This window comes from Pseudomonas sp. HD6422 (genome assembly GCF_025377065.1).
In the GTDB taxonomy this organism is placed as follows: domain Bacteria; phylum Pseudomonadota; class Gammaproteobacteria; order Pseudomonadales; family Pseudomonadaceae; genus Aquipseudomonas; species Aquipseudomonas putida_U.
This window is the reverse complement of record NZ_JAHWIW010000017.1, coordinates 56,058-75,397: the sequence shown is the minus strand read 5'-3', so window position 1 is coordinate 75,397 and position 19,340 is coordinate 56,058. Positions and strand designations below refer to the sequence as shown.

Annotated in this window: 29 protein-coding genes and 1 pseudogene; 7 read left to right on the top strand and 23 right to left on the bottom strand. The window is 59.9% G+C overall.

Annotated features, from left to right (window positions below; translation table 11 throughout):
* Positions 1–2: 2 nt before the first annotated feature.
* The 21 genes and pseudogenes from KY379_RS14285 to KY379_RS14185 form a co-directional block, all read right to left on the bottom strand.
* Complete coding sequence (locus KY379_RS14285; protein WP_261240552.1) at positions 3–329, bottom strand: phage head closure protein; 327 nt, start codon at positions 327–329, stop codon at positions 3–5.
* Positions 326–667, bottom strand: coding sequence for a head-tail connector protein (locus KY379_RS14280; protein WP_261240550.1), 342 nt, complete (start codon positions 665–667; stop codon positions 326–328). Before KY379_RS14280 ends, KY379_RS14285 begins: the two co-directional genes overlap by 4 nt.
* Before the next feature lie 4 nt (positions 668–671).
* Positions 672–1,199 carry a hypothetical protein gene (locus KY379_RS14275; protein WP_261240547.1) on the bottom strand — a complete coding sequence of 176 codons (528 nt, stop codon included), beginning with the start codon at positions 1,197–1,199 and terminating at the stop codon, positions 672–674.
* 48 nt (positions 1,200–1,247) lie between these two features.
* Complete coding sequence (locus KY379_RS14270; RefSeq protein WP_261240546.1) at positions 1,248–2,432, bottom strand: phage major capsid protein; 1,185 nt, start codon at positions 2,430–2,432, stop codon at positions 1,248–1,250.
* A 2-nt stretch (positions 2,433–2,434) separates the two neighbouring features.
* Positions 2,435–3,292, bottom strand: coding sequence for a head maturation protease, ClpP-related (locus tag KY379_RS14265; RefSeq protein ID WP_261240544.1), 858 nt, complete (start codon positions 3,290–3,292; stop codon positions 2,435–2,437).
* Between the two features lie 3 nt (positions 3,293–3,295).
* Positions 3,296–4,609 (bottom strand): phage portal protein, encoded by a 1,314-nt coding sequence (locus tag KY379_RS14260; protein ID WP_261240543.1) that lies wholly within the window; start codon positions 4,607–4,609, stop codon positions 3,296–3,298.
* Positions 4,610–4,759: 150 nt separating this feature from the next.
* Positions 4,760–6,439 carry a terminase large subunit gene (locus KY379_RS14255; RefSeq protein WP_261240541.1) on the bottom strand — a complete coding sequence of 560 codons (1,680 nt, stop codon included), beginning with the start codon at positions 6,437–6,439 and terminating at the stop codon, positions 4,760–4,762.
* A 3-nt stretch (positions 6,440–6,442) separates the two neighbouring features.
* Complete coding sequence (locus KY379_RS14250) at positions 6,443–6,943, bottom strand: terminase small subunit (protein ID WP_261240539.1); 501 nt, start codon at positions 6,941–6,943, stop codon at positions 6,443–6,445.
* A 157-nt stretch (positions 6,944–7,100) separates the two neighbouring features.
* Positions 7,101–7,439: pseudogene (locus KY379_RS14245) on the bottom strand (HNH endonuclease).
* Positions 7,439–7,756 carry a hypothetical protein gene (locus KY379_RS14240; protein ID WP_261240537.1) on the bottom strand — a complete coding sequence of 106 codons (318 nt, stop codon included), beginning with the start codon at positions 7,754–7,756 and terminating at the stop codon, positions 7,439–7,441. The pseudogene KY379_RS14245 and the gene KY379_RS14240 overlap by 1 nt, the downstream one beginning before the upstream one ends.
* Positions 7,756–8,127: a chemotaxis protein gene (locus KY379_RS14235; protein WP_197888921.1), complete on the bottom strand. Its 372-nt coding sequence runs from the start codon at positions 8,125–8,127 to the stop codon at positions 7,756–7,758. The genes KY379_RS14240 and KY379_RS14235 overlap by 1 nt, the downstream gene beginning before the upstream one ends.
* A 3-nt stretch (positions 8,128–8,130) precedes the next feature.
* The gene (locus KY379_RS14230; protein WP_261240534.1) at positions 8,131–8,646 is read right to left on the bottom strand and encodes a hypothetical protein; all 516 of its coding nucleotides are present in this window, start codon (positions 8,644–8,646) and stop codon (positions 8,131–8,133) included.
* Between the two features lie 81 nt (positions 8,647–8,727).
* Positions 8,728–9,102, bottom strand: a complete 375-nt coding sequence (locus KY379_RS14225; RefSeq protein ID WP_261240533.1) for a hypothetical protein — start codon at positions 9,100–9,102, stop codon at positions 8,728–8,730.
* Positions 9,103–9,271: 169 nt separating this feature from the next.
* Positions 9,272–9,661 (bottom strand): antiterminator Q family protein, encoded by a 390-nt coding sequence (locus KY379_RS14220; protein WP_261240532.1) that lies wholly within the window; start codon positions 9,659–9,661, stop codon positions 9,272–9,274.
* Between the two features lie 11 nt (positions 9,662–9,672).
* Positions 9,673–9,990 (bottom strand): hypothetical protein, encoded by a 318-nt coding sequence (locus tag KY379_RS14215; protein ID WP_261240531.1) that lies wholly within the window; start codon positions 9,988–9,990, stop codon positions 9,673–9,675.
* On the bottom strand, positions 9,984–10,265 hold the full coding sequence (locus KY379_RS14210; RefSeq protein WP_261240529.1) for a hypothetical protein: 282 nt from the start codon (positions 10,263–10,265) through the stop codon (positions 9,984–9,986). The genes KY379_RS14215 and KY379_RS14210 overlap by 7 nt, the downstream gene beginning before the upstream one ends.
* The gene (locus KY379_RS14205) at positions 10,262–11,560 is read right to left on the bottom strand and encodes a tyrosine-type recombinase/integrase (protein ID WP_261240528.1); all 1,299 of its coding nucleotides are present in this window, start codon (positions 11,558–11,560) and stop codon (positions 10,262–10,264) included. Before KY379_RS14205 ends, KY379_RS14210 begins: the two co-directional genes overlap by 4 nt.
* A complete protein-coding gene (locus KY379_RS14200; RefSeq protein ID WP_261240526.1) occupies positions 11,557–11,985 on the bottom strand; it encodes a VRR-NUC domain-containing protein in 429 nt (142 codons plus the stop codon). Before KY379_RS14200 ends, KY379_RS14205 begins: the two co-directional genes overlap by 4 nt.
* Positions 11,982–12,278 carry a DUF1364 domain-containing protein gene (locus KY379_RS14195; protein ID WP_261240525.1) on the bottom strand — a complete coding sequence of 99 codons (297 nt, stop codon included), beginning with the start codon at positions 12,276–12,278 and terminating at the stop codon, positions 11,982–11,984. The genes KY379_RS14200 and KY379_RS14195 overlap by 4 nt, the downstream gene beginning before the upstream one ends.
* 2 nt (positions 12,279–12,280) lie before the next feature.
* On the bottom strand, positions 12,281–13,093 hold the full coding sequence (locus tag KY379_RS14190) for an ATP-binding protein (RefSeq protein ID WP_261240524.1): 813 nt from the start codon (positions 13,091–13,093) through the stop codon (positions 12,281–12,283).
* Positions 13,083–13,940, bottom strand: coding sequence for a replication protein (locus tag KY379_RS14185; protein ID WP_261240523.1), 858 nt, complete (start codon positions 13,938–13,940; stop codon positions 13,083–13,085). Before KY379_RS14185 ends, KY379_RS14190 begins: the two co-directional genes overlap by 11 nt.
* Before the next feature lie 54 nt (positions 13,941–13,994).
* On the opposite strand from KY379_RS14185, the gene KY379_RS14180 reads away from it, so the two are divergent.
* Positions 13,995–14,243, top strand: a complete 249-nt coding sequence (locus tag KY379_RS14180) for a hypothetical protein (protein ID WP_261240522.1) — start codon at positions 13,995–13,997, stop codon at positions 14,241–14,243.
* A 293-nt stretch (positions 14,244–14,536) separates the two neighbouring features.
* Here KY379_RS14180 and KY379_RS14175 read toward each other — a convergent pair whose 3' ends face one another.
* Positions 14,537–14,737, bottom strand: a complete 201-nt coding sequence (locus KY379_RS14175; protein WP_261240521.1) for a helix-turn-helix domain-containing protein — start codon at positions 14,735–14,737, stop codon at positions 14,537–14,539.
* A 98-nt stretch (positions 14,738–14,835) separates the two neighbouring features.
* Between KY379_RS14175 and KY379_RS14170 the strand changes: the two genes are divergently transcribed.
* The 6 genes from KY379_RS14170 (at position 14,836) to ssb (ending at position 17,870) form a co-directional block, all read left to right on the top strand.
* A complete protein-coding gene (locus KY379_RS14170; protein WP_261240520.1) occupies positions 14,836–15,492 on the top strand; it encodes a LexA family protein in 657 nt (218 codons plus the stop codon).
* Positions 15,493–15,847: 355 nt separating this feature from the next.
* Positions 15,848–16,285, top strand: a complete 438-nt coding sequence (locus KY379_RS14165; protein ID WP_261240519.1) for a tellurite resistance TerB family protein — start codon at positions 15,848–15,850, stop codon at positions 16,283–16,285.
* Positions 16,282–16,476, top strand: a complete 195-nt coding sequence (locus KY379_RS14160) for a hypothetical protein (protein ID WP_261240518.1) — start codon at positions 16,282–16,284, stop codon at positions 16,474–16,476. The genes KY379_RS14165 and KY379_RS14160 overlap by 4 nt, the downstream gene beginning before the upstream one ends.
* Positions 16,477–16,669: 193 nt before the next feature.
* Positions 16,670–17,053, top strand: a complete 384-nt coding sequence (locus KY379_RS14155) for a response regulator transcription factor (RefSeq protein ID WP_261240517.1) — start codon at positions 16,670–16,672, stop codon at positions 17,051–17,053.
* Between the two features lie 20 nt (positions 17,054–17,073).
* The gene (locus KY379_RS14150; RefSeq protein ID WP_261240516.1) at positions 17,074–17,409 is read left to right on the top strand and encodes a hypothetical protein; all 336 of its coding nucleotides are present in this window, start codon (positions 17,074–17,076) and stop codon (positions 17,407–17,409) included.
* The gene (ssb, locus tag KY379_RS14145; protein ID WP_261240515.1) at positions 17,406–17,870 is read left to right on the top strand and encodes a single-stranded DNA-binding protein; all 465 of its coding nucleotides are present in this window, start codon (positions 17,406–17,408) and stop codon (positions 17,868–17,870) included. The genes KY379_RS14150 and ssb overlap by 4 nt, the downstream gene beginning before the upstream one ends.
* Before the next feature lie 89 nt (positions 17,871–17,959).
* Here the strand turns inward: ssb and KY379_RS14140 are convergent, their stop codons facing one another.
* The gene (locus tag KY379_RS14140; protein ID WP_075948672.1) at positions 17,960–18,946 is read right to left on the bottom strand and encodes an Abi family protein; all 987 of its coding nucleotides are present in this window, start codon (positions 18,944–18,946) and stop codon (positions 17,960–17,962) included.
* Positions 18,947–19,340: the final 394 nt, after the last annotated feature.

The following is a 19,340-nucleotide window of genomic DNA, read 5'->3' as shown; positions in this document are numbered from 1 at the left end:
CCTCATGGATTCGGTACCGATGAGCAGAGCAGCCTCATCAGGGTGTTCTCGTTGTCCGGCAAAACTGCCTCGATCTGGTAAGTGACCCCGCGACGCGTCAAACGCGACCCGGCAACGATGTCCGAGCGCGGCCTGGCAATGATTTCGGCCGTGACAACTCCACTCAACTTCTCCGCGACTGCCGTCACGCGCCCAGTAGGGGTGCGGACTTCACCCCACATTTCAGGGCGAGCCGCAGGAAGCCACGTCACTGTGGCTCCTCCGGACTTATTGCGCTCCTCGTGTCGGTGAGCCACCTCGAACAGGTGACGTAGCGGCCCGGCTCTCATACGCCCCACCCGACACGGTGTGGGGTCAGAAGCGCCTTCGAACCTTGCGGCAGTTCGGTGGCGATGGTTCCGATCACAATGTCCTCACGGTTGGCGTAAAGGTGGCCGAGGATCAGCAAGCATGCAGCCTGGATCTGCTTGTTGCTGACCATGGGCGAATCGCCTGCATCCCCGGAAGCAACAGCCTCGTCCAGCGCCTGCTGATCCCCATAAAAGCGGCGGTTCAGATAGTCCATCGCCTGACCTTCGGCCGCCTCAATGAGTAGTTCCAAGTATGCGTCATCGTCGTCAGGATCCCGCAGGTGATGCCGCGCGATAGTCATGCTGATGACCGGCATGTCGCTACTCCTTCAGCGGCTCGAACGCTGCCAGCTTCCGCCCTACCAACTCCTCTGCATGCCGGCGTGGAACCAAGTAAGCGGGACCGCCGCGACGACGCAGTTCGCCCTCATCCATGTAGGACCGCATCGGATAGATCTGGAGGGTTGCTGGATTGGGGTTAGCCGCAACCTGATCCTCTTCAGCTGGCTGCTCGTCGTCGCCGTCGGTCACCGCCGACCCGTTCTGATCTGCGCCTTCCAATGCCTCTTTTTTCGAAGCGGAGAGATCACCACTGGTGCCCAGGTCGCTTGATGCGGCATCAGAGCCGGCGCCCGAATCTGTCGGCGCTTCCGGCGGCACCTGACTTGCGCTATCTCCCGGACCTGTATCAGTTACGGGAGCGCCCAACTCGCCAGGACTTGACGAGGCTGCACCACCAGAAGAAAGGGACAAAGCCCCATCCTCAGGCTGACTGCCGCTGGTTTCAGTGGTCGAGACAGTATCTTTCGCCTCAACCGTAGACTCTGGTTTTTCCTGTTTACGTGCCATGGGAATACTCCAGTGGGACGCCATTGCTGACGCCTCTGTCAGAACGAATTAGGGAGTGCCGATCAGTTGGCCGGTGACAAAGGCTTCGTCGCGGTAGATGGCAAAGGCCAGGCGCTCTTCCGCGCGGATCGTCGCCATGTTGTTCTCGAAATCCTTGTCGTTCTCGGTCGAGATCAGCACTTCGATTTCCATACGGTCGAAGATCTGTGCGCCAAGCTTGAACGCGCCGACGAGGAAGTCGTCCTGGGTCATAGCCTGGGTGGAAACCACCGGTCGGTTCCAGAGTCGTGCGGTGGTGCCGTCTTGCGGCTGACCGATGATGTAGCGCCCCTCTCCGTCCTTGGTCAGCTCGATCGCGGCCCAGTCAATTGGGTTAAGCACGATGCCGTCCGATGGGAACTCCGCCAATTCGGCTTGCAGCAGCGCCAGTCGCAGACGGTCAATACGCTGCTCGCCCACCACCGTGACCCCGGCGGGTGCGGCATATAGCTGGGCGACCGTCATGAGGCCCTGCAAGTTTGCACCAGTGCCGCTGCCATAGAGCAGTTGAGCCTCTTCTGCCATGTTCAGGCCGTAGCGAGCGCGACCGTCGATGTAGCTCTGCAACGCTTTGGCGTCATCGAGCATCTGGCGGCTCGCCTTGAACAGGTGAGCAATGGTGCGGACGTTTGCGGTCGTCAGGGCGAAGGTAATGTCGGAGTACGGTTTAGCGGTTCCCTCCGCAACGGTGCGTGCGTTGTTGGTATAGCCGGTTTCGCGGATGTACTCGATGGAGTTCGACTCCGTCTCGCCTGGTGCCACCAGATCACGGATCGTCAGTCGGCGCTGCGGCGGTGCGACGACACCAGCCAAACGCTGGGCAGGAACCAGGTCGCCGCCAGTAGCAGTGGTGATGGCAGCCCGAGGAACGGAGACGCGACGCGAACCACGGAAGGACGAGTTCATGTCCTGCATTTCTTCGCTGCCGATCACCAGGGCCCCCACCGACTTTTGCGGTTCTTCCTGATGCGAATGGTCACGGCCCGCATTCACGAGCTTCTGCTCAGCCTCGCCCAGGCGCGCCTGCAGCTCGCCCTGCTTGGTCAGCAGTTCATCGACCTTGGCGCGGGTTTCGGTATTCATTTCACCAGAAGCCTTGATTTGCTTCTCGGTCGCCTCGGCCTGGCTTTTGATCTGATCACCAATGCCCTTGAGGCTGGCGTTAAGTTCCTTGACTTGGGCTTCAAAGTCCATGGTCACTTTCCTTTCAAAGAATTGAGGATGTTGGTTGCCGCGCTCAGAGAGGCGGAGAGGTCTGGCGCGACAGCGCGGGGCTTATCGGTCGGGGCAGCGTTATGCGTGCCCCCGCCGGCAGCGCGAGGCATACCGGACTTGAAACTGGCGAACAGTTCGCGGCGCTCGGAGCGAGGCATGCCGCCCTTGGCTAGGGCCACATCCATGGCCTTGAGCGCATTGGCTTGGGCGGCGTCTTCGGTTTCGCGCTCTGTGACCTCGGTAGCCGATAGGATTCCAGTGGCGAGGCCAAGCTCTAAGGCTCGCTTGCCGCGGATGAAGGTCTCGTCATCCATCAGCTCGGCCATGTCATCTACGGGCTGACCGCTGGTTTCGGCATAGAGGTCGGCCATCGCGGCATCGAACTCCTGCATGTCATCAGCCACGTCACGCAGGTAGTGACGATTGCCCGCCAGGAACGTCCAGCAGTTGTGAATCATGAGGAAGGCGCTGCTAGCCACCTGCCGATCACTACCTGCCAGGTAAATGATCGATGCCGCACTGGCCGCCATGCCCAGAACCTTGGTGGTGACTTTGTGGCTGTGCGCTTTCAGGCGGTTGTAGATGGCGATGCCTTCAAACATGTCGCCACCCGGCGAGTTGATGTAGACGGTAACGTCACGCTCGCCAATGGCCCGCAGGGCGGCATCGATGCGCTTCAGCGTAACGCCCTCGCCATACCAATCTTCACCAATCACGCCGTACACCGTGATGGTCTCCGAAGTGTTCTCGACGGCCGCCTGGATCGCGGGATTCCACTTATCGAGCGCGCGCGGGCTCATCTCGCTGCGCAGGCCGCGAGACTGGATCTTGTGTTTCATGGATTACTCCCGTGAGTTGCTTTCCGGCTCTTGGAGCCAGTTCATCAGCGCGGCCCGAGCGGCCTGCCCATCGTTGTTTTGCTTGCCCAGTTGGTCCAGCGGTACCAGGTTCGACTGAACCGTCAGGACGTCCCCGCCAGGCATGTGCGGCATGTTGTCCTTGCGCCGCCCCTCATTGCGGGTAATGAAGCCGTTCTGAGCCATCGTGCTGAGGTACGCCGCGCGCCCAGAGCTGTCGGCCCGCAGGAACGCCTCGAGCGAGAATTCCGAGTAGAAACTGATCCGGTCTACCGCTGTCATGCACCACTTGTTCACGCACTGCTCAATCGGCGCCGTGAAGGACATGATGCAGTAGGTGAGAAACGCGATCTGCTGCTGTTCCAGGCCAGTGCCCCAGTTACTGCCCTTGTCGGTTTTCATCACCATCCAAGGCGGGACGCCGAACCATCGACAAATCTCCTCGATGCTGTGCCCTCTCGACTCCAGCAGCTGCGCATCGGCCGGGTTGATGCCGATCATCTCCGGCTTCACGCCTTGCTCGAGCACAGGGCTCTTGCCGGCGTTCAGCGCCCCGGAGATCGTCTTCACGTACTCGCGAAACTCAACGCGCTGGGCCGGGTTCAGCGTCTTGTCTACCGAAAACGCAACGGTAGGCATCATGCCGTTGCGGAAAGTGCTGTTGGCAGCGTCGTCTGCGGACATCGCCGAACCGAACACGTCCGCGCCGTAGCGAATGGCGGAAAGGCCTACCCGGCCGTCCAGAGTGAAGGCGGGGATGTGTAGCATGTTCTGCCGCGTAATCTCCCGGCGCGCCCCCTTTCGCGGCCTGAAGAAGTACCGCAGCCGACCGTCATCATCGAACTCGAGGTCGACCCGGGACGGCATAAGGAAGTCCAGCGCAATGACGCGACCTGCAGAGCGGTGGATCTCGCAGTAAGCGTTCCCCCACAGCAGCATCGAGGCGACGACTGCTTGCCAGAAATGGAAGGCGGCCATGTCCTCGTTCGGGCTGGTGTGCACCACGTCGTACAACGGAAAGTCCCGGGCGCTCTCACGACTGCCATCTGGCATTCGCCGATAAATGCTCAGCGGCAAGCCGGCCACTGAGGTAGAGATGATGCGGACGCAAGCCCATACCGTAGAAAGGCGCATGGCCTTGTCGACGCTGACCGACTTGCCGCTACTGGATTGGGCGCCCAGGAAGGCCCCCCAGAAGCCACCATCCGACAGCTTGATGCTCTTGCCCAACCATTCGCTCATGCTGGCTGATGGCTTGGTAGCCGCAGCCCCCAACGCCTGGTACAGAGTTTTAGTCACTGGTTAGCCCTCGGCGAAGGAAACCGGCGATGCAGAAGAAGCTCAAAGCTCCTGCAATCAAGGCCCAGCCAGTACCGGCCAAAACCCATACCCCAGCACATGCCAGGGAGAAAGCCACCAGAGCGCAGGCGATGAAAATGTGAAGTGCGTTCATGCGATCAGTGGGTCCCGAATGCCAGCCATGAAGTTGTCCATTCCCCCACGCCCCTCAGGATTGAGGCTGATCAGAGAAACGGCGTTGAATGTAGCCATCAGCGGGTCGATCTTGGCCGTGCCCGAGGCTTGCTTGGTGATCAAGAAGGCGTTGGCCGACGGCACCCCTTTGGCGTTTCCGCACGACCAAGCCATGAGCGGCTGGCCGCAATGCAAAAGGGTTCCCTCAGCGAGCTTGCGCTCGGTCGTCTTGATCGCCCCGGTGAGTTTCCAGCCTTGAGAGATGCCAACGATCTTTTCTTCCTCGACACCAGCGTCGGCCAGGGCGTCGAGAACAGAGCCAATCCCCGCTGGGTCGAGCCCGACCTTATCCAGCAAGCCGGTCTCGTTGATGCGGGCGACGATGGAAGCGAACTGCTCCACGTCCTCACCGATGCGTTTGACGATGGTCAGGTCGCCCACCGCCTCAAGATCCTTTAGCCGTGGGGCTTCGGACTTGCGGCGCTCAAGGACCGACGGATGCGCCCAAGCGTGAGCCCAATGGAACCATCTGCGGGTGGTCGCCTCTCGTCCGACGACGGCGAGACCAAGCAAGTCGTCGAGCCCTCCTCCATCACCGCCAACATCAATGACTTCACACCGCTCAAGGATTTCATCAAGGCTGAGCCAGGTGGCCGCCTGCGGCTCCCAGAATTCGGCGCCAACCCAGGCGTCAGACATGAGGGCTAAGCCGATCTCGATATTGAGGTGCTTGGCAAGGAAGCCACGCAGTTCGGCCTCTCCGTCGATTTCCGCCTGCATGAACAACCGTTCGAGCGTCGGGCGGTCGACCGAGAACCCCATGTTGGGATTTACCAGGTGGAAGTTTTCTGGCTTGCGGGCATCGCCGCTGTCGATCATATCCTTCGAGAATTCGTAAATGATCGGCAGGAAGCGATTGTCGTCGATGCGGCCATCGCGCACGCCACGCGCGTAGTTCAGCTTCGACCGAAATACTCCGGCGGGCGGTTCGTTCGATTGCGTGGTCAACCAGATGACAAAACCCTCTGGCCGGGACAGCAACCCACCAGTTGCCTCTCGAATCATGTCCGCAGCCTTGGGGTTCTTGCCGAACAACCAGGCCTCATCAATCAGCACGCCAACCGCTTTCTTGCCACCCACCACGTCGCTGTCAGCGGCCACTACCTTCAAGGTTGCCCCCGTCTCGCGGTGGGTGATCAACCGGAGGTGCGGCTGGACGTGCAGCAGGTCTTTCAGCTCCTCATCGTTGTTGACCATGTCCTTGGCCGGCACGAAGGCGTTGTCGGCAATTTCTTTGGTCGGTGCGAGGATGATGAACTCTGCCGACATCCGCCAATTGCGGACCAAGGCCGTCAGCATTATCGCAGCGGCGATGGTCGACTTGCTGTTCTTCTTCGGGATGCAAAGCATGAACTCCCGAATCAGGCGCTCGCCGGTCTCGGTGTTGTAGCTGCCAAACACTGCCCCTGCGAAAGCGAGCACCCAAGGGGCGCACGCGCTCTCAATGGTCGGGCTGCCGGGGGCGTCGACAATGCGAAGCCCCTTGAATACTAAGAGGCTTTCCTCTGCCTCTTGAGGGAACAGTGGTTCAGGGATGATCGATTCGCCGGCAGCCAGTCGCCGCCACCAGTCAGGGCAGGCCGTAGTCCAAAGCATGTGTCACCCCTTGACGACAGTGAGGGGAGGCTTGCTCTGGGAGTACTTGCCCTTGCCGGCTGCCTTCGCGGCCTCCGCCTTCTGTTCCTTTTTGCCGGCATCGGCTTTCTTGCCGTGGATGTAGGGCACGGCCGTCTGCGCAGCGTTGCGCCGATCGAAGACCTTCGCCCGCGGTTCATTCATCAACGCCAACAACCACTCAAGCGGATCCTGGGTCGAAGGCAAGCAGCTGAGGAATTCGCCATCAGCTTCGTTAACCTCGGCGGGGTCTCCGGCGGTTTCATCGACCTTCGCTTTGCGTGCTCGACTCTTGCGCTCAGGGTTAACACTCAGCTCTGCTTTACGAGCGAGAATTGCAGCGGCAATCTTGGGATCTTTCATCCACCTAGAGCCCGACGCGGCAGCGGTCGAAGCCTTACAGCCTGCGGCTTCCGCTGCTGTTTTGTTGGACGCACCCTTCGCCTTAGCGTCAACAAACTGTCGCTGTTTGTCTGTTAACACCATTAACAAAAACCTTGAGGGGGGAGAAAAATGTCTACGTGGGGTCGGTGGCGGTCTAGCTTGATGAGAACCCCAAGCTTTTGCCCCCCCCTACCCCATAGCGGCTCGCTGCTGACATGCCTTGGTGCGTGTTGATCGATTTCGACGATTCGAGAACGCCTCAGCCGCCAAGGCCAACTGCCTCCTCGGCCTGCTTGACGGAATCGTGGCAAGGCTTGCAGAGGCTCTGCCAGTTGGACTGATCCCAGAAGAGAACCATGTCTCCACGATGAGCAACGATGTGGTCAACAACCCTGGCCGCAGTTGTGCGTCCGTTCCGCTCGCAGTAGACGCACAGCGGGTTGTCTCACAGGTACTGCTCACGTGCCTTCTGCCAGCGATAGCCGTAGCCACGCTGGGAGCTGGTCATACTGCCTCGCCAACTGCCAGGTGTAACAACTTTGATCCTTGAGCCTGCACTCTCCTTAATGCGGGAGCCTAGCGTCTTGAGCCTGGCCATCACTGCGCCGCTCGGCTCAGCGCCTCATCAGCCTTGTCGGCTGCCTGGGTCGCGGTGGTTGCTGCCTTCGACGCCTTGGTAGCGGCGCTCTCGGCCTTGCTGGTCAAGTCGTCCAGGCGCTTGTCACGTTCAGCCATAGCTGCGTCGTAGGCCTTCCGGATCTCGTCAATCTGATGCGACTGAGTGCTGGCCATCGACCAATAAGCAGACTGCCAACCCAGGACTGCACCGCCTGCAATGAGCACCACAGCGATGACCCACACCTCTGCCCGTCGCCACCAGCGTCTAGCGATGAACTCCAAAGCGCATTTGTCCATCAGGCTGTACCTCCAAGCTGCGCACGAAGCCGGGAGATCTCGGCGCTCTGCGTGGTCACCTTTTCGGTGAGCTGACCCACCTGGCTGGTAAGCGCTTCGATCTTGCCCTCCATTCGCCCCACTGCTGCTGCAAGCTCGTTGCGCTCCTTGGCGAACTGGTCGGCGCGAGCCTCGGCCAGCTTCCGGGCCTCGCGCTCGGAATCGAGCAGCTCATTGAGGCGGCGGACCGTGCCGATGTCGGCATTGTCCATTGCTCGGTCCGCGGCATCCTTGGACAGAAACTTACGCAACCACAGGAAGCCGCCCAACAATACTGTGCCCGTTCCGCCCAGCCAGGTGGCTGTGCCTGGGCCGAGGTCGGTCGGGTCCATTGGTTACTCCAGTGGGGAAACTGCGGCGACCAGCAAGGCCTGCCCTGTGAGCAGCTCCGATCGAGCCTGGCCGATCACGCTGATATCTGCAGTGGAATGACCGCATACCTGGTCGATGAGATCTTTGATATGGCTCTTGAGCTCTCGAACCCGCTTCACCACAGCCTCGTCGAACTCGCCGCACACCTTGCCCACTACCTCGACAACATCTGGGTAGTAGATTCCCGCACCGTATTGGTGGGCTTCCTTCATCATGAACCCCTCACAGTCGGCATAGACCGCTGCGTATACGAAACTTCCGTCATAATAGAAAGGCGGGAGAGTTTTGCTAAGTGGCGCAATCACCATTACGCCGAGCTTCTTCTCTCGCTCGGTATCCAGAAGCTGTTTGGTGGCAGTGAGGAAGCGGCCAGCGTCAGTCTTCGAAAGCCAGCGCAGCGCTGCCTCCAACTTACCGGAGTCTCCTGCAACCAGTGCGTCCACCACAGCTTGCTCGTATCGCTTTGCCTGCTCGCTCATCTTTTCCCCCAGAAACAAAAAAGCCCCGGCGAATGCCGAGGCTACAGGTCCAGCGCATAAGCGCTAAACATCTAAAAGCAGTTAGGAATGGTTAAAAGTACCGAGAGAGAAACCCGATACATCCTCGATCTTTCCTCGCCAGTACATCGGAGTAGCACCAGTAGGCATTACCCCGTTCTGGCTCACGTACTTCGCATCTTTCAGGTGGATCATTTGAGAAGCTACGATCTCGTAACCTTCAGCGTCCTCACCAAGAGTGGCGAAGGTTTCCCTCAAGCCCTCATGTGGCCCACCAGGAAAAGCATTACTGAAGTCATCAGCGAAGCGGGTTTTGAATTCCTTCTCGGAGATGAGAGTCCCGGTTATCACACCGCTAGGGATAGAGAGCGTGATACCAAATGTAATACCAGCAGATCCTACGGTACCCACCAGTGCTTTGAGCATAACGTCTTGCATGATCGATCCTTGCTTATTGATGGCACATAGATACTACACGCCTTCGCTAATACCGAACACGCCAGATAAAGAAAACCCCGACAAAATGGCCGGGGTTTGTCTGTGTCGCGTTGCTTGCAAGCTGGACACGCTGCTATGAAAACAGGTGTTTATCCGCGCGGAAAGCTTTTTATGCAGCCTCTCGCAACTGCTCCAAAGCGCAGTCAATCCAGGCCACTCCGGTGTTGATCAACTCGCGCGCCTTCGCTTCTCCCATCTTGTGCTCGCGAGCGATCCGTAACGCCGGCCACTTAGCACCGAAGTACAGCCATACGAAGCCGCCCATCTGCGGGTTCCGTTTGTTCAGCCTGGCCACCGCTCCGTCCACCGCAAGAGCGAGGTCGTCCGTTATTACGTATTGCTTGACGTCGCCTTCCACTGGGGCGTGCTCCTTCATAAGCGCATACAGCGGGCAGACATACTGAGGCACGCCCATGCCGTCCATGCGCCACCAGCCCCATTGCTCGAGCATGTACGCTGTGTCACCAAGGGCCTTGTTTACGTAGGTTCGTTTTTTCATGTCCTTCCCCCTCAATCCCCGGTGTAGTTGGTGCCGCCGGCGCCGCGCCGGTTGCTTCCCTGATATGTCGCCTCAGGCCCGGATGCCTGAGGGTTCTTCAACTGCTCGATCTGCCGTGTCGCGACCTGCAGCCTCATGCTGAGCTGGGTCACCAGTTCATCCAGGGCCAGGGCCTCTCCTGTTGCAGCCACTACCCAGCCCGAGGCGTTGCAGTGTTCGCATGGCAGTTCGTGAAATACGCCCTGAGTGACCGCTCTCCCACGGCACAAAGGGCACTGAGCCAACTCGATCACGGCCTTCTTGAAGGCTGGGCCGTGCTGTTTCACCACTCTGCCGACTCGCCCAGCACCTCGAAGCCTCGCGGCGGCCAACTGAACAGCCGCCACATGAACGCCTCAGGCTTGGTCAGGTAGCGCATGCGTCCGTAGGCATTGGTCATGGTGTAGCCCAGGTGCACCTTTTGAATGGTGACTGTCCGGCTCCCAAGGCGGTGGCACAGCTCGCGAATGACCTCTTTAGGGCTGCCATTTGGAGTGTCGGCGCTGTACGAAAGGTGGTTGCAGATGGCCGAGGCCTGATTGATTAGCTCGCTGTTATTTTTCATTTCGAATCCTCGCTAATCACTAATTCGCTAAGGTCGCCCGAGGCCTCGCCGCCATTGGCTTGTGGCGATTTCTGCGGGATTTCAAATAAGGTCTCTTTGAGGCCATGGATGGCGGCGAAGCCGATCCGGTCAAGCCACGCATGCCACCTTTCCAGAGCCAACTTGCGCTGCTCCATGGCCTGCGTGTGGATGTAGGTGCTGGCGATCTTGCCCAGCGTGTGGTTCAGCAGCATCTCGCCGATGTGGCCGTCGATACCGAGGTCGGTCCAGGTGGTGCGGGACACCTTGCGCAGGTCGTGGCTGGTCCACTCACCCTGGCCCAGGCGAGTGAACACCATGCTGGCCTGGGTCTCGCTCAGGCAATGTCCACGGCGATTCGGAAACAGGTAGACGCCTTCGTAGCCGCGGGCATGCTGGATCGCCCGGTACCGGATTAGCAGGGCCTTGAGTTGAGCGGTCAGTGGTAGGCGGTGCTCGGTGCGGGTCTTGGTGTGAACCGCAGGAATGAACCACTCGTCAGCCGCCAGGGTTACGTCACTCCATCGAGCCATGCGGGTTTCGCCGATACGGGTGCCATGGGCCAGCATCATCAGGGCCAGCATGGCGTCGTGCGGGGCTGACTCGAATGCCTTGGCCAATTGCTGCATCAGCTCGGGTAGGTGCACACCACGCAGGCGAGCAGCCTTTGGTGCGATTCGCGCCTTGGTGAAGTCACTGAAGCGCACACCGGCCAAGGGATTGCTTTCGATCATTTCCAGCTTCAGTGCTTGGCGGAATGCGGTCACCAGCATGCCGAACATCTGCCGCAGATAGGACAGCGAGAGCTTGGCCTGAGCCGGCCAGATCAAGTGCTTGTCGATCAGTTCGGCGGTGACGTACTTGACTGGCAGATCGCCCAGGCATGGTCGCAGATGCTGGCCGATCGCCGCGCGGGCGGCAGCTTTGCGCTTTGCAGACAGCGAGCGGTCGAGGCCCATACGACCGGCGTACCAGTCGAGCAACTGGCCCACGGTAGACACTCCCGAAACCACCGGCGCGGTGGCCGGATCCCGCAGCAGTCGCTGACGCAGGGCGGGCAGTTCGGCAATCATCGCCGCCACGGGCAGGTCCGGCCAGCGGGCGACCGGCACCCACTTCTTGCCGCGCACCAGGTGCCAGGTACCACGCTCGCGGTTGCTCCAGAAGCGCAGGTACAGGCCGGGGTGGCGCGGGTCGCGCAGGTCACGCACCGACTTGTCGGCGGCCTGTCGGCGCACTTCGGCCTCGCTCAGCTTTACCTCACGTGTCGCGCTCATGCGGCCACCGTCACAGGCTGAAGCAGGTATGCGCGAATGGCCTCGACGGCGTCGATGTTGCCCCGGCACACGATCGCCAGGTAGCCCTGGCCGGCCAGCGCCTGCAGGTAGGCGTCCTGGCTCGGCGACACCGGCGCATCGAATGGCGGCATGGCCTTGAACTCGATGTACAGGCCGAAGTAGCCGCCGCGAGCCATCGGCAGCACCAGGTCGGGCACACCGGCCTTCACGCCCTGCGCCTTGAGCTTTCCGGCCACTGCCTTGACCCGGTGGCCGCCATTCGGGACGTGGTAAATCAACTTGTAGGCCTGTGGGTAGCGCAGCTGCAGCTCTTTCATGAGAGCGGCCTGCTCCTGCCCTTCCCTGTCGACGGGCTTGGCACGGGCCGGCTTGGCCTTGAACGGGCGAAGGACGGGAGCATTCATGCGACCAGCACCCCCTCGTTGATCAACACAGCCTGGGTGCGCATCACGCCCTCGGCGTGGTACTGGCGGGCGGTGTCACGGTCCAGGGCCTTGCTGCGCCCGTCGCAGGCGTCATGGCAGGCACTGCAGCACCAAGCGCCCTGCATGTCGTGCGGCTTCTTGCCGACGCCACAGGTGCCGGCCAGGCGGTAGTGCGCGAGCACGGTGGTCTCCGGGTTGCCGTTGCACACGCCAGGGATGCGCACCTGGCACTCCCGCCCGCGCGCAGCCTTGGTCAGTTTGGTTTGCCGCATGGTCAAAACTCCTCCTTGCCACGGTGCGAGTCCCACTCAAAAGGCACCACCACCCCGCCGCCTTCACGCAGGCGGTCGTAACACCGCTCGCCCATGGCATGGCGCAGTTGGGCTGGGTCGAGGTTGGAAATCACCACCGTGGGGCGCATCTGCTCGTAACGCCCGTTGATGATCGAAAACAGGGTGGTCAGCTCGAATTCGCTCGGCTGCTCTTTGCTCACCCCAACCTCGTCCAGCACCAACAGCGACGGCTCGATCAGGCTGGACAGGATCTCGGCCTCCGACTGTTCGCTGTGACGGTCGTAAGTGGCTCGGATGGACTGCAGGATCGCGCCCACCGTGCGGTAGACGGCGGTGGCCGAGGTGTTGCGCATCAGTTCGTTGGCCATGCCGGCGCCCAGATGGGTCTTTCCAGTACCAACCTGGCCCAGCAGCATCAGGCACCGCCCGGTGCGCTCGATCTCCTCGAATGCCGCCACGTAGCGGGTGCAGTAGGCCAAGGCCTTGCGCTGTCCTTCGTGCTCGACGCGGTAGTTGGCCAACGTGCGGTCGGCGAAGCGCTTCGGGATAAGCGCCGAACCCAGCTTGCGCGTCATGGCCTCACGCTTCAGACGCGTTTCTTCCGCCAGCTGCTTGGCCTCGCGCTCGGCAATGGCGCTCTTCTCGCACTCAGGGCAGCGCCCGATGATCTCGCGCCCCATCAACAGGGTCACTCGCTGCTCGAAGGCGCCGTGGTGCTCGCACTCGGCTGGCTGGACACGGAAGCCCGCGGCGTTTCTCACGTCGGACATGGTGATTACCGATTCAGATCGCATAGGTGCCGTCCTCCCGCGGGGCCAGGCCAGCGGTGTAGTCGCGGTCGTTGAAGCCGTGATGACGGCTGTTGGGGTTTGCTTTGGCTGGAATCTGGCTGCCGATACGCTTGGCCACCCAGTCCACCTCGAAGCCTCGCCATCCGTTCTCGACGGCGACTGCCAGGGCCTGGGCTGGCTGGATGCCGAAGGCCTTGCACTGCTCCAGCTTTTGGTTGAGGCCGGCCCAGATGCGAGCAGTGACTGGGGCTTTGGCGGCCTTGCGGACAGTCAGGTAGTCAGCGATCAGCGTCTCATCCAGACCGTGAGGGTTGTCGGCCAGCATGGCGGTCTTCCCGAACGGTGCTTTGCGGTCGGCTTTGGCCGGAGCCGGCGGCTCGTCGCTGGGGGGGCATGTATTTTCTTCCGAAGGAAGAAATACATAGGGGGTTAGATTCTTAGAATAAAGAAGGGAGTCGGCGGTTTTGGTCTGTTTCGACTCGGATCCGATTCGGACCACTTCAGCCGAGTCGGCTGTTTTGGTCTGTTTCGGATCAGTGACATAGACCCAGTCTTTCGGGTCATTCACGCCGATGTCGCCCCTGGCGCCGCCCTCACGGAACAGCACGCGACGACGCAGCAGGCTAGAGACCGCCTTCGAGACCGTGTCGGGATGAGCGTTGATGGCTTTGGCGATGTCGGTCGCAGGGATGCGTTGAGCACCTGCCCCGAAGTTGATAGTGGCCTTGGCCACGTACAGCACAATCTTCATCTCCCTGGCCGGGAGATCGATAGCCAGCAGGCCATCCATGAGCTGATTGTCCATCCGGGTGAACCCCCTGGACTTGTCAAGTGGGACGATGTTTGTCATGCTTAAACCCGTTCAAATGTTGTAGAGAAAGCCGCCCTGCCAGGCGGTTTTTTTATGTCTGCATTTCAGAGGCTGGGAGGCCTGATGAAGGCTGCAAAGGATCTTTTCGAGAAGCTGAAGGCGAAGCACTGGGACAAAAAGCCGTACTCGTACAGCGATGAGCACTTCGCGATGTTTGGCTTTGATTCGCCGCCGCTCCGGAGGGCGTGGGAGTCACATGGCTCAACCATCAAGAAGGTCGGCATCTGGCTACTTGCCCTTATTGCTGGCGGGGTAATCACCAAGTTGATCGGCCTTTCCTAGCTGGCCTAGTCGAACTGCCTCCTTCGCCGATTCAAGCAACTCCAGGCGGGCCTCGTCCGAAAGCTCTACGCCGAAACTGACGTGTGTTGCAGGGAATACAGCGGCTCCATGGCTGCGCGACCCGCCAACCACAAAGCCCGCGGCAAAGCAAAAGGCCGCTGCTCCGAAAGCGCTTGCCCCCACCATCAATCCGTCAATAAACATGCGCCTCTCCTACTGGTTACATTCACAGGTGTTTTGGGCATCTAGTGGCTCGGTGCCAGATCAACGAAAATCCCCTCATCAGCCCGGAGTCAGGCCGCAACATTCGGCTCGCCAACTCCGCGCTCCTGCTGCTCGAGGAGCTTTTCGATGGATTTGCCAAGCTCGTATCGAACAGCAGCGCCGTTGGCGGCCCTGGAAATGGTTGGCTGTGTGGTGCCGCATTGCTTAGCGACATCCGCCTGCGACAGCCCAAGCTGGAACAAACGGCTCAACATCTCTTGAACTGTCATGGGGAATTCCTATGAGTTTCTGCATGGAAGATCATACGAACAAGCATAGATCTATGCAATAGAATTGCGCTGATACGTCCACGCATACGGGAAAAACTATGAGTGTCGCCGACCGGCTCCGGGGCAAAATGAAAGAGCTAGGCCTCAGCGAGAGCGAATTAAGCAGGCAGTCGAAGGTTCCTCAGCCGACGATCAACCGGATTCTCTCCGGAGAGAGCTCAAGCCCGCGCCGGGGCACAATCGAAGGTCTCGGGAAAGCCCTTGGCGTTTCGCCTGACTGGCTGATGTTCGGCTCCAGCGTCTTGGACGACTCCAACGTAACCGCCGCGCTGCAGCCGAACCGTTCTTTCTCCTACCCAGAGATCAGCTGGGTTCAAGCTGGAAATGCCAGGGAGGCTTCAGAGGTGGGCAATATCTCCCTCTGCCCGCGACACACCTCGGATGTGTGGGCTGGTGAAGATGCGTTCTGGCTGAAAGTCGTCGGCAGCTCGATGACCGATCCTTCCGGCCATTCCTTTCCCGAAGGATTTCTGATCCTTGTTGCTCCCGATATCGAGCCGCGGCCAGGTCAGTTCGTGATAGCAAGGATGATCGACACCAACGAAGCGACCTTCAAGCAGTTGGTGAGAGACGCAGGGGAGCTGTACCTCAAGCCTCTTAACCCTGCCTATCCGATCAAGCCAATAGACGACACCTGGGAGATCGTCGGGACCGTAGTCGACGGCAAGATGCCGAAGTCAATCTTCCAGCTCTAGGCGTAACAAACTCCATTCCAAAGCCCGCCCAGCGCGGGCTTTTTCATGCTTCGCATAAATTTATGCAAAACCGTATTGACTAGACTTATGAGGATTCGTATAGTTCATCCATCGAAACGCATAGCGCTCGATGAAACTCCGCTCTTTACACAACTCGACACCCGTCACCCTCAGCGGCACATGAGGGCAGCAGCTGCCTCATGCAGTGAGCTGGGTTCAGGTAACCAAGTGGCGCGCATGCCAATGCGGGGAAGCGCGTAGCCCAGAGAGCGATGGGCGCCTGGATCACTTCGATTTCACTGGCTGGCCTTGGTGACAGGGCCAGACGGGAAATCAACCCCACGGAGCAATCCCCATGCTTGGAAAACTGTTCGGCAAGAAAGGTCGTGAAGCCCGCGCTGCGATGCAGGTGGTCCAGAACCGCGACCTGATGCAGGCGATCGTCTATGGCGCCTTCTACGTCGCTGCTGCCGACGGCGATATCAGCGAAGACGAGATCAAGAAGACCGAAAAACTGATCGCCAATACTCCTCAGCTCAAAGGCTTCGGGCCGGAACTGTCCAACACCATGGACCGTGCCGAGAAGGACTTCCACGACGGTGGCCATCGCATCCTACGCATGAACGCCGAGAAGGAACTGAAGGACCTGGCCCACTCGCCGGAAGAAGCGGCCATCGTAATCAACGTCATGCTGACCATCGCCGAAGCCTCGGGCGACATCGACGACAAGGAAATGGCCGTCCTTGAGAAGTCCGCGAAGTTGATGGGCTTGAGTCTCAAGGACTACCTGTGAAGCGAGTCATTGCCCTCGCGCTGCTCTTGATCGGCGCAACGTGGCTGACTTTCCGCTTGATCGACTGGGGCGGCTGCGCCTGGTACGGCCACCAGACGGAGCGCGACACCCGCTACGCGGCCTTTGTGGGCTGCATGGTCAAGACGCACAACGGCTGGGTTCCTCGCGCCGAGCTGCGCACCCAGCAGTGACAACCAGCGCCACGTCAGCCTGACGAAAACTGCCCGATCCACCTGGTTCCCCATCACCAGGCTGCATCGGTGTGTGATCTGAAACTGAATGGCAGGCCGCCCCGAGTAAATGGGGAACGATTACAGGGCCTCGCAGGCCTCGCCTGGAAGATCCCCCAGACCACACACCAATGCAGCCCACCGAGGACATTTCATGGAAACGATCACTTGTGGCTCATGGATAGGCCAGCTCGGCAAGGCGCTGGCTCCCCGCGAGCTTGAAGCAATGCTGTGGGTGGCCCAGGGCCTCACCACAAAAGAAATCGCCCGCCAGATGGCGGTGAGCCCGGGCACGGTGGCCAACCGCATCGAGGCCGCGCTGTTCAAGCTGGAGGCCGGACGGCGCATTGAGGCCGTCACCAAGGCCATGCGCCAACAGATCATCAGCCCGCTCTGCATCATGCTCGCCAGCCTCATCGCAATGCATGCGGTGATCGACGACGGAGACCCCATGCGGCGCGATCGCCGGGCGCCCGAACGGCGCACCGCCCAGATTCGAATCGTTCGCCGGGCCGAAAGCCTGGAACTTCACGCCTGACCACAATGAGGACCACCACCATGCAAGCAGCCATCGAGCAGAGCAAAAGCGCGCGTGAAGCGCTTCGCCAGCAAGTCATAACAGCCACCGAGGAGTTCCGCAGCAAGTCACGCTTCTACGTGACCCAGGACGGCGCCGGCTGGGTAGTGGTCTCTGCCGCCGACGACCGCGTATATGGTCGCAACACCAGCTACTCGCAGGCTATCCGCTATGCAGAGAGCCTGGAGCGCGCCATTGAATCCAAGGCCACGCCGATCATGGCGGTCATCAAGGTGAAGCACATCGGCGAGCGGGCGACCCGCTGGGCTGCCCTGTTTGCATTGGCGATGATCGTGGCCGGGGCGGCGACGTCGTGAGCCGCGGGGTAAACAAGGTCATCCTGGTCGGCACTGTTGGCCAGGACCCGGACGTGCGCTACATGCCCAACGGCCAGGCCGTGACCAACATCAGCCTGGCCACCAGTGAGCAGTGGACCGACAAGCAGACCGGCCAGAAGGTTGAGCGCACCGAGTGGCACCGCGTGGTGATGTTCGGGAAGGTCGCCGAGATCGCCGGCGAGTGGGCTCGCAAAGGCTCCCAGATCTACATCGAGGGCAAGCTGCAGACGCGCGAGTGGGAGAAGGACGGCATCAAGCGCTACACCACCGAGGTGCACGTCGACATGCGCGGTACCATGCAGCTCCTCGGCGGCAAGCCACAGGGTCAGCAGTCAGGGCAAATGCCAGATCGTCAGCCGCAACAGCGCCGCCCCGCGCCCCAGCAGCAGAGCCAGCAGGCCGCGCCGCCGGATAACTTCGACGACGACATACCCTTCTGAAAAACAGCTATTTAAGAAGTGACAACATCTGAGGCGAAGCCATTGATTTGGCTTCGCTTTTTTTATTGTTTACAGATGGGGATGGTTCGCTAGATCCCAAAGAAGTGGCGTGGGAAGCCAGCCTCGTTGGGGAAACCCATTGCAACGAATGTGCATCCGGGGATCGCGGGTTTGGAGTCAATCAAGTCAGCGATCTGTCGGATCCACTGGCTACCAGGTTCAATCCGTTGGAGCAACAGCCAGATCACCGCGATAAGGCCGTACAGGCGCTTTAGCGCATTCGCATTCAGGTTTAGGGCTTGGAAGTAAGGGCTACCATTCGGTAAAGCAATAAGGTTGCTCGACGATTGGTTCCAAATGCGGGTGTGATGGGCACACCGATTGCGGAGGGTGTTCAATTCCTTGAGCCAGCTGATGAATGCTTTGACATCGTGAAGCCCCAGCCTCGCCAGGATCCACCCCTGGGGTTTACGCTTGAGCATCTGGTAGTAAAGAGACAGTGTACCGAAGTCCCAAGCTTCAACAGCCACCCAGAACGGCACAGAGCGATTCTTCAACCGATGAGATGTGAAGCACTCCTCATGACACTCGGCTTGTTTCTTTTGTTCACGAATCGTCCAGCTATCCCATTTGCTATTGGCATAGCCACGATTGACGATTGTCCATTTCGGCTCTATGTAGGAGGCCGAGGTATACGCCATCTCATTGTTTCGGCCTAGTTCGTGCGCTACGACGGTCTTGAGGTGGACCTCGATCGACTCAATTGCATCGAGCATGAGCAAGCGAAGCGCTTTATCAAATTTGTAAAGCTCAACGGCTCTGTCGAATCGAGTCCCTGGCTGGAAGTCTTCCAGGCGAACTGGCTTATTGGTTTGTGGGCAACTGACTTTATTGCCTGCGCCATCCCGGGCGAATCTACGAGCTGGGTACCAGAAACCGCTCAAACGGTAGTAGCCCAGTCGGGCGATCTCTCGCTCAGCTGCGTTTACGTCGACAATGTTCATGCCGCGGCTGGCTAGTAGCGCGACAAGATCAACGTAGGCGAGGAACGGCTTGGGAGGGATGGGCTGGTTCAACTTCCATGTTCCAGAAACAAGAAGGCCTGACCGTAATGCCGGTCAAGCCGGCAACATAGGATCAGGCGCTGTTGAGATAATCTTGCCTGCAGTTGACAGGCGTGTCAACCGGATCTCGTGGCCTACCGTGCAGCTGAGCAGGTCAGGGACTTGGCGGGCATGAGCGCATCTTGGTTGTCGAGGACCGTCCAGACCTGACAGCCTGACTGGGCCTCGGCCCGGCTGCGGACTAGCAGAGCGATGTGCTGAATCAGGAAAATGTAAACAACCCGCCCTTCAATCCTGTTTATGTTTACGCTTCTCTGAAGCTGATCCGTGCCGGATTTCTAGTTTACTGATTTATAAGGGAAAATTTTTTGTTGACGCTTTTTTGGTGAATAGAACCGTTCGCGCC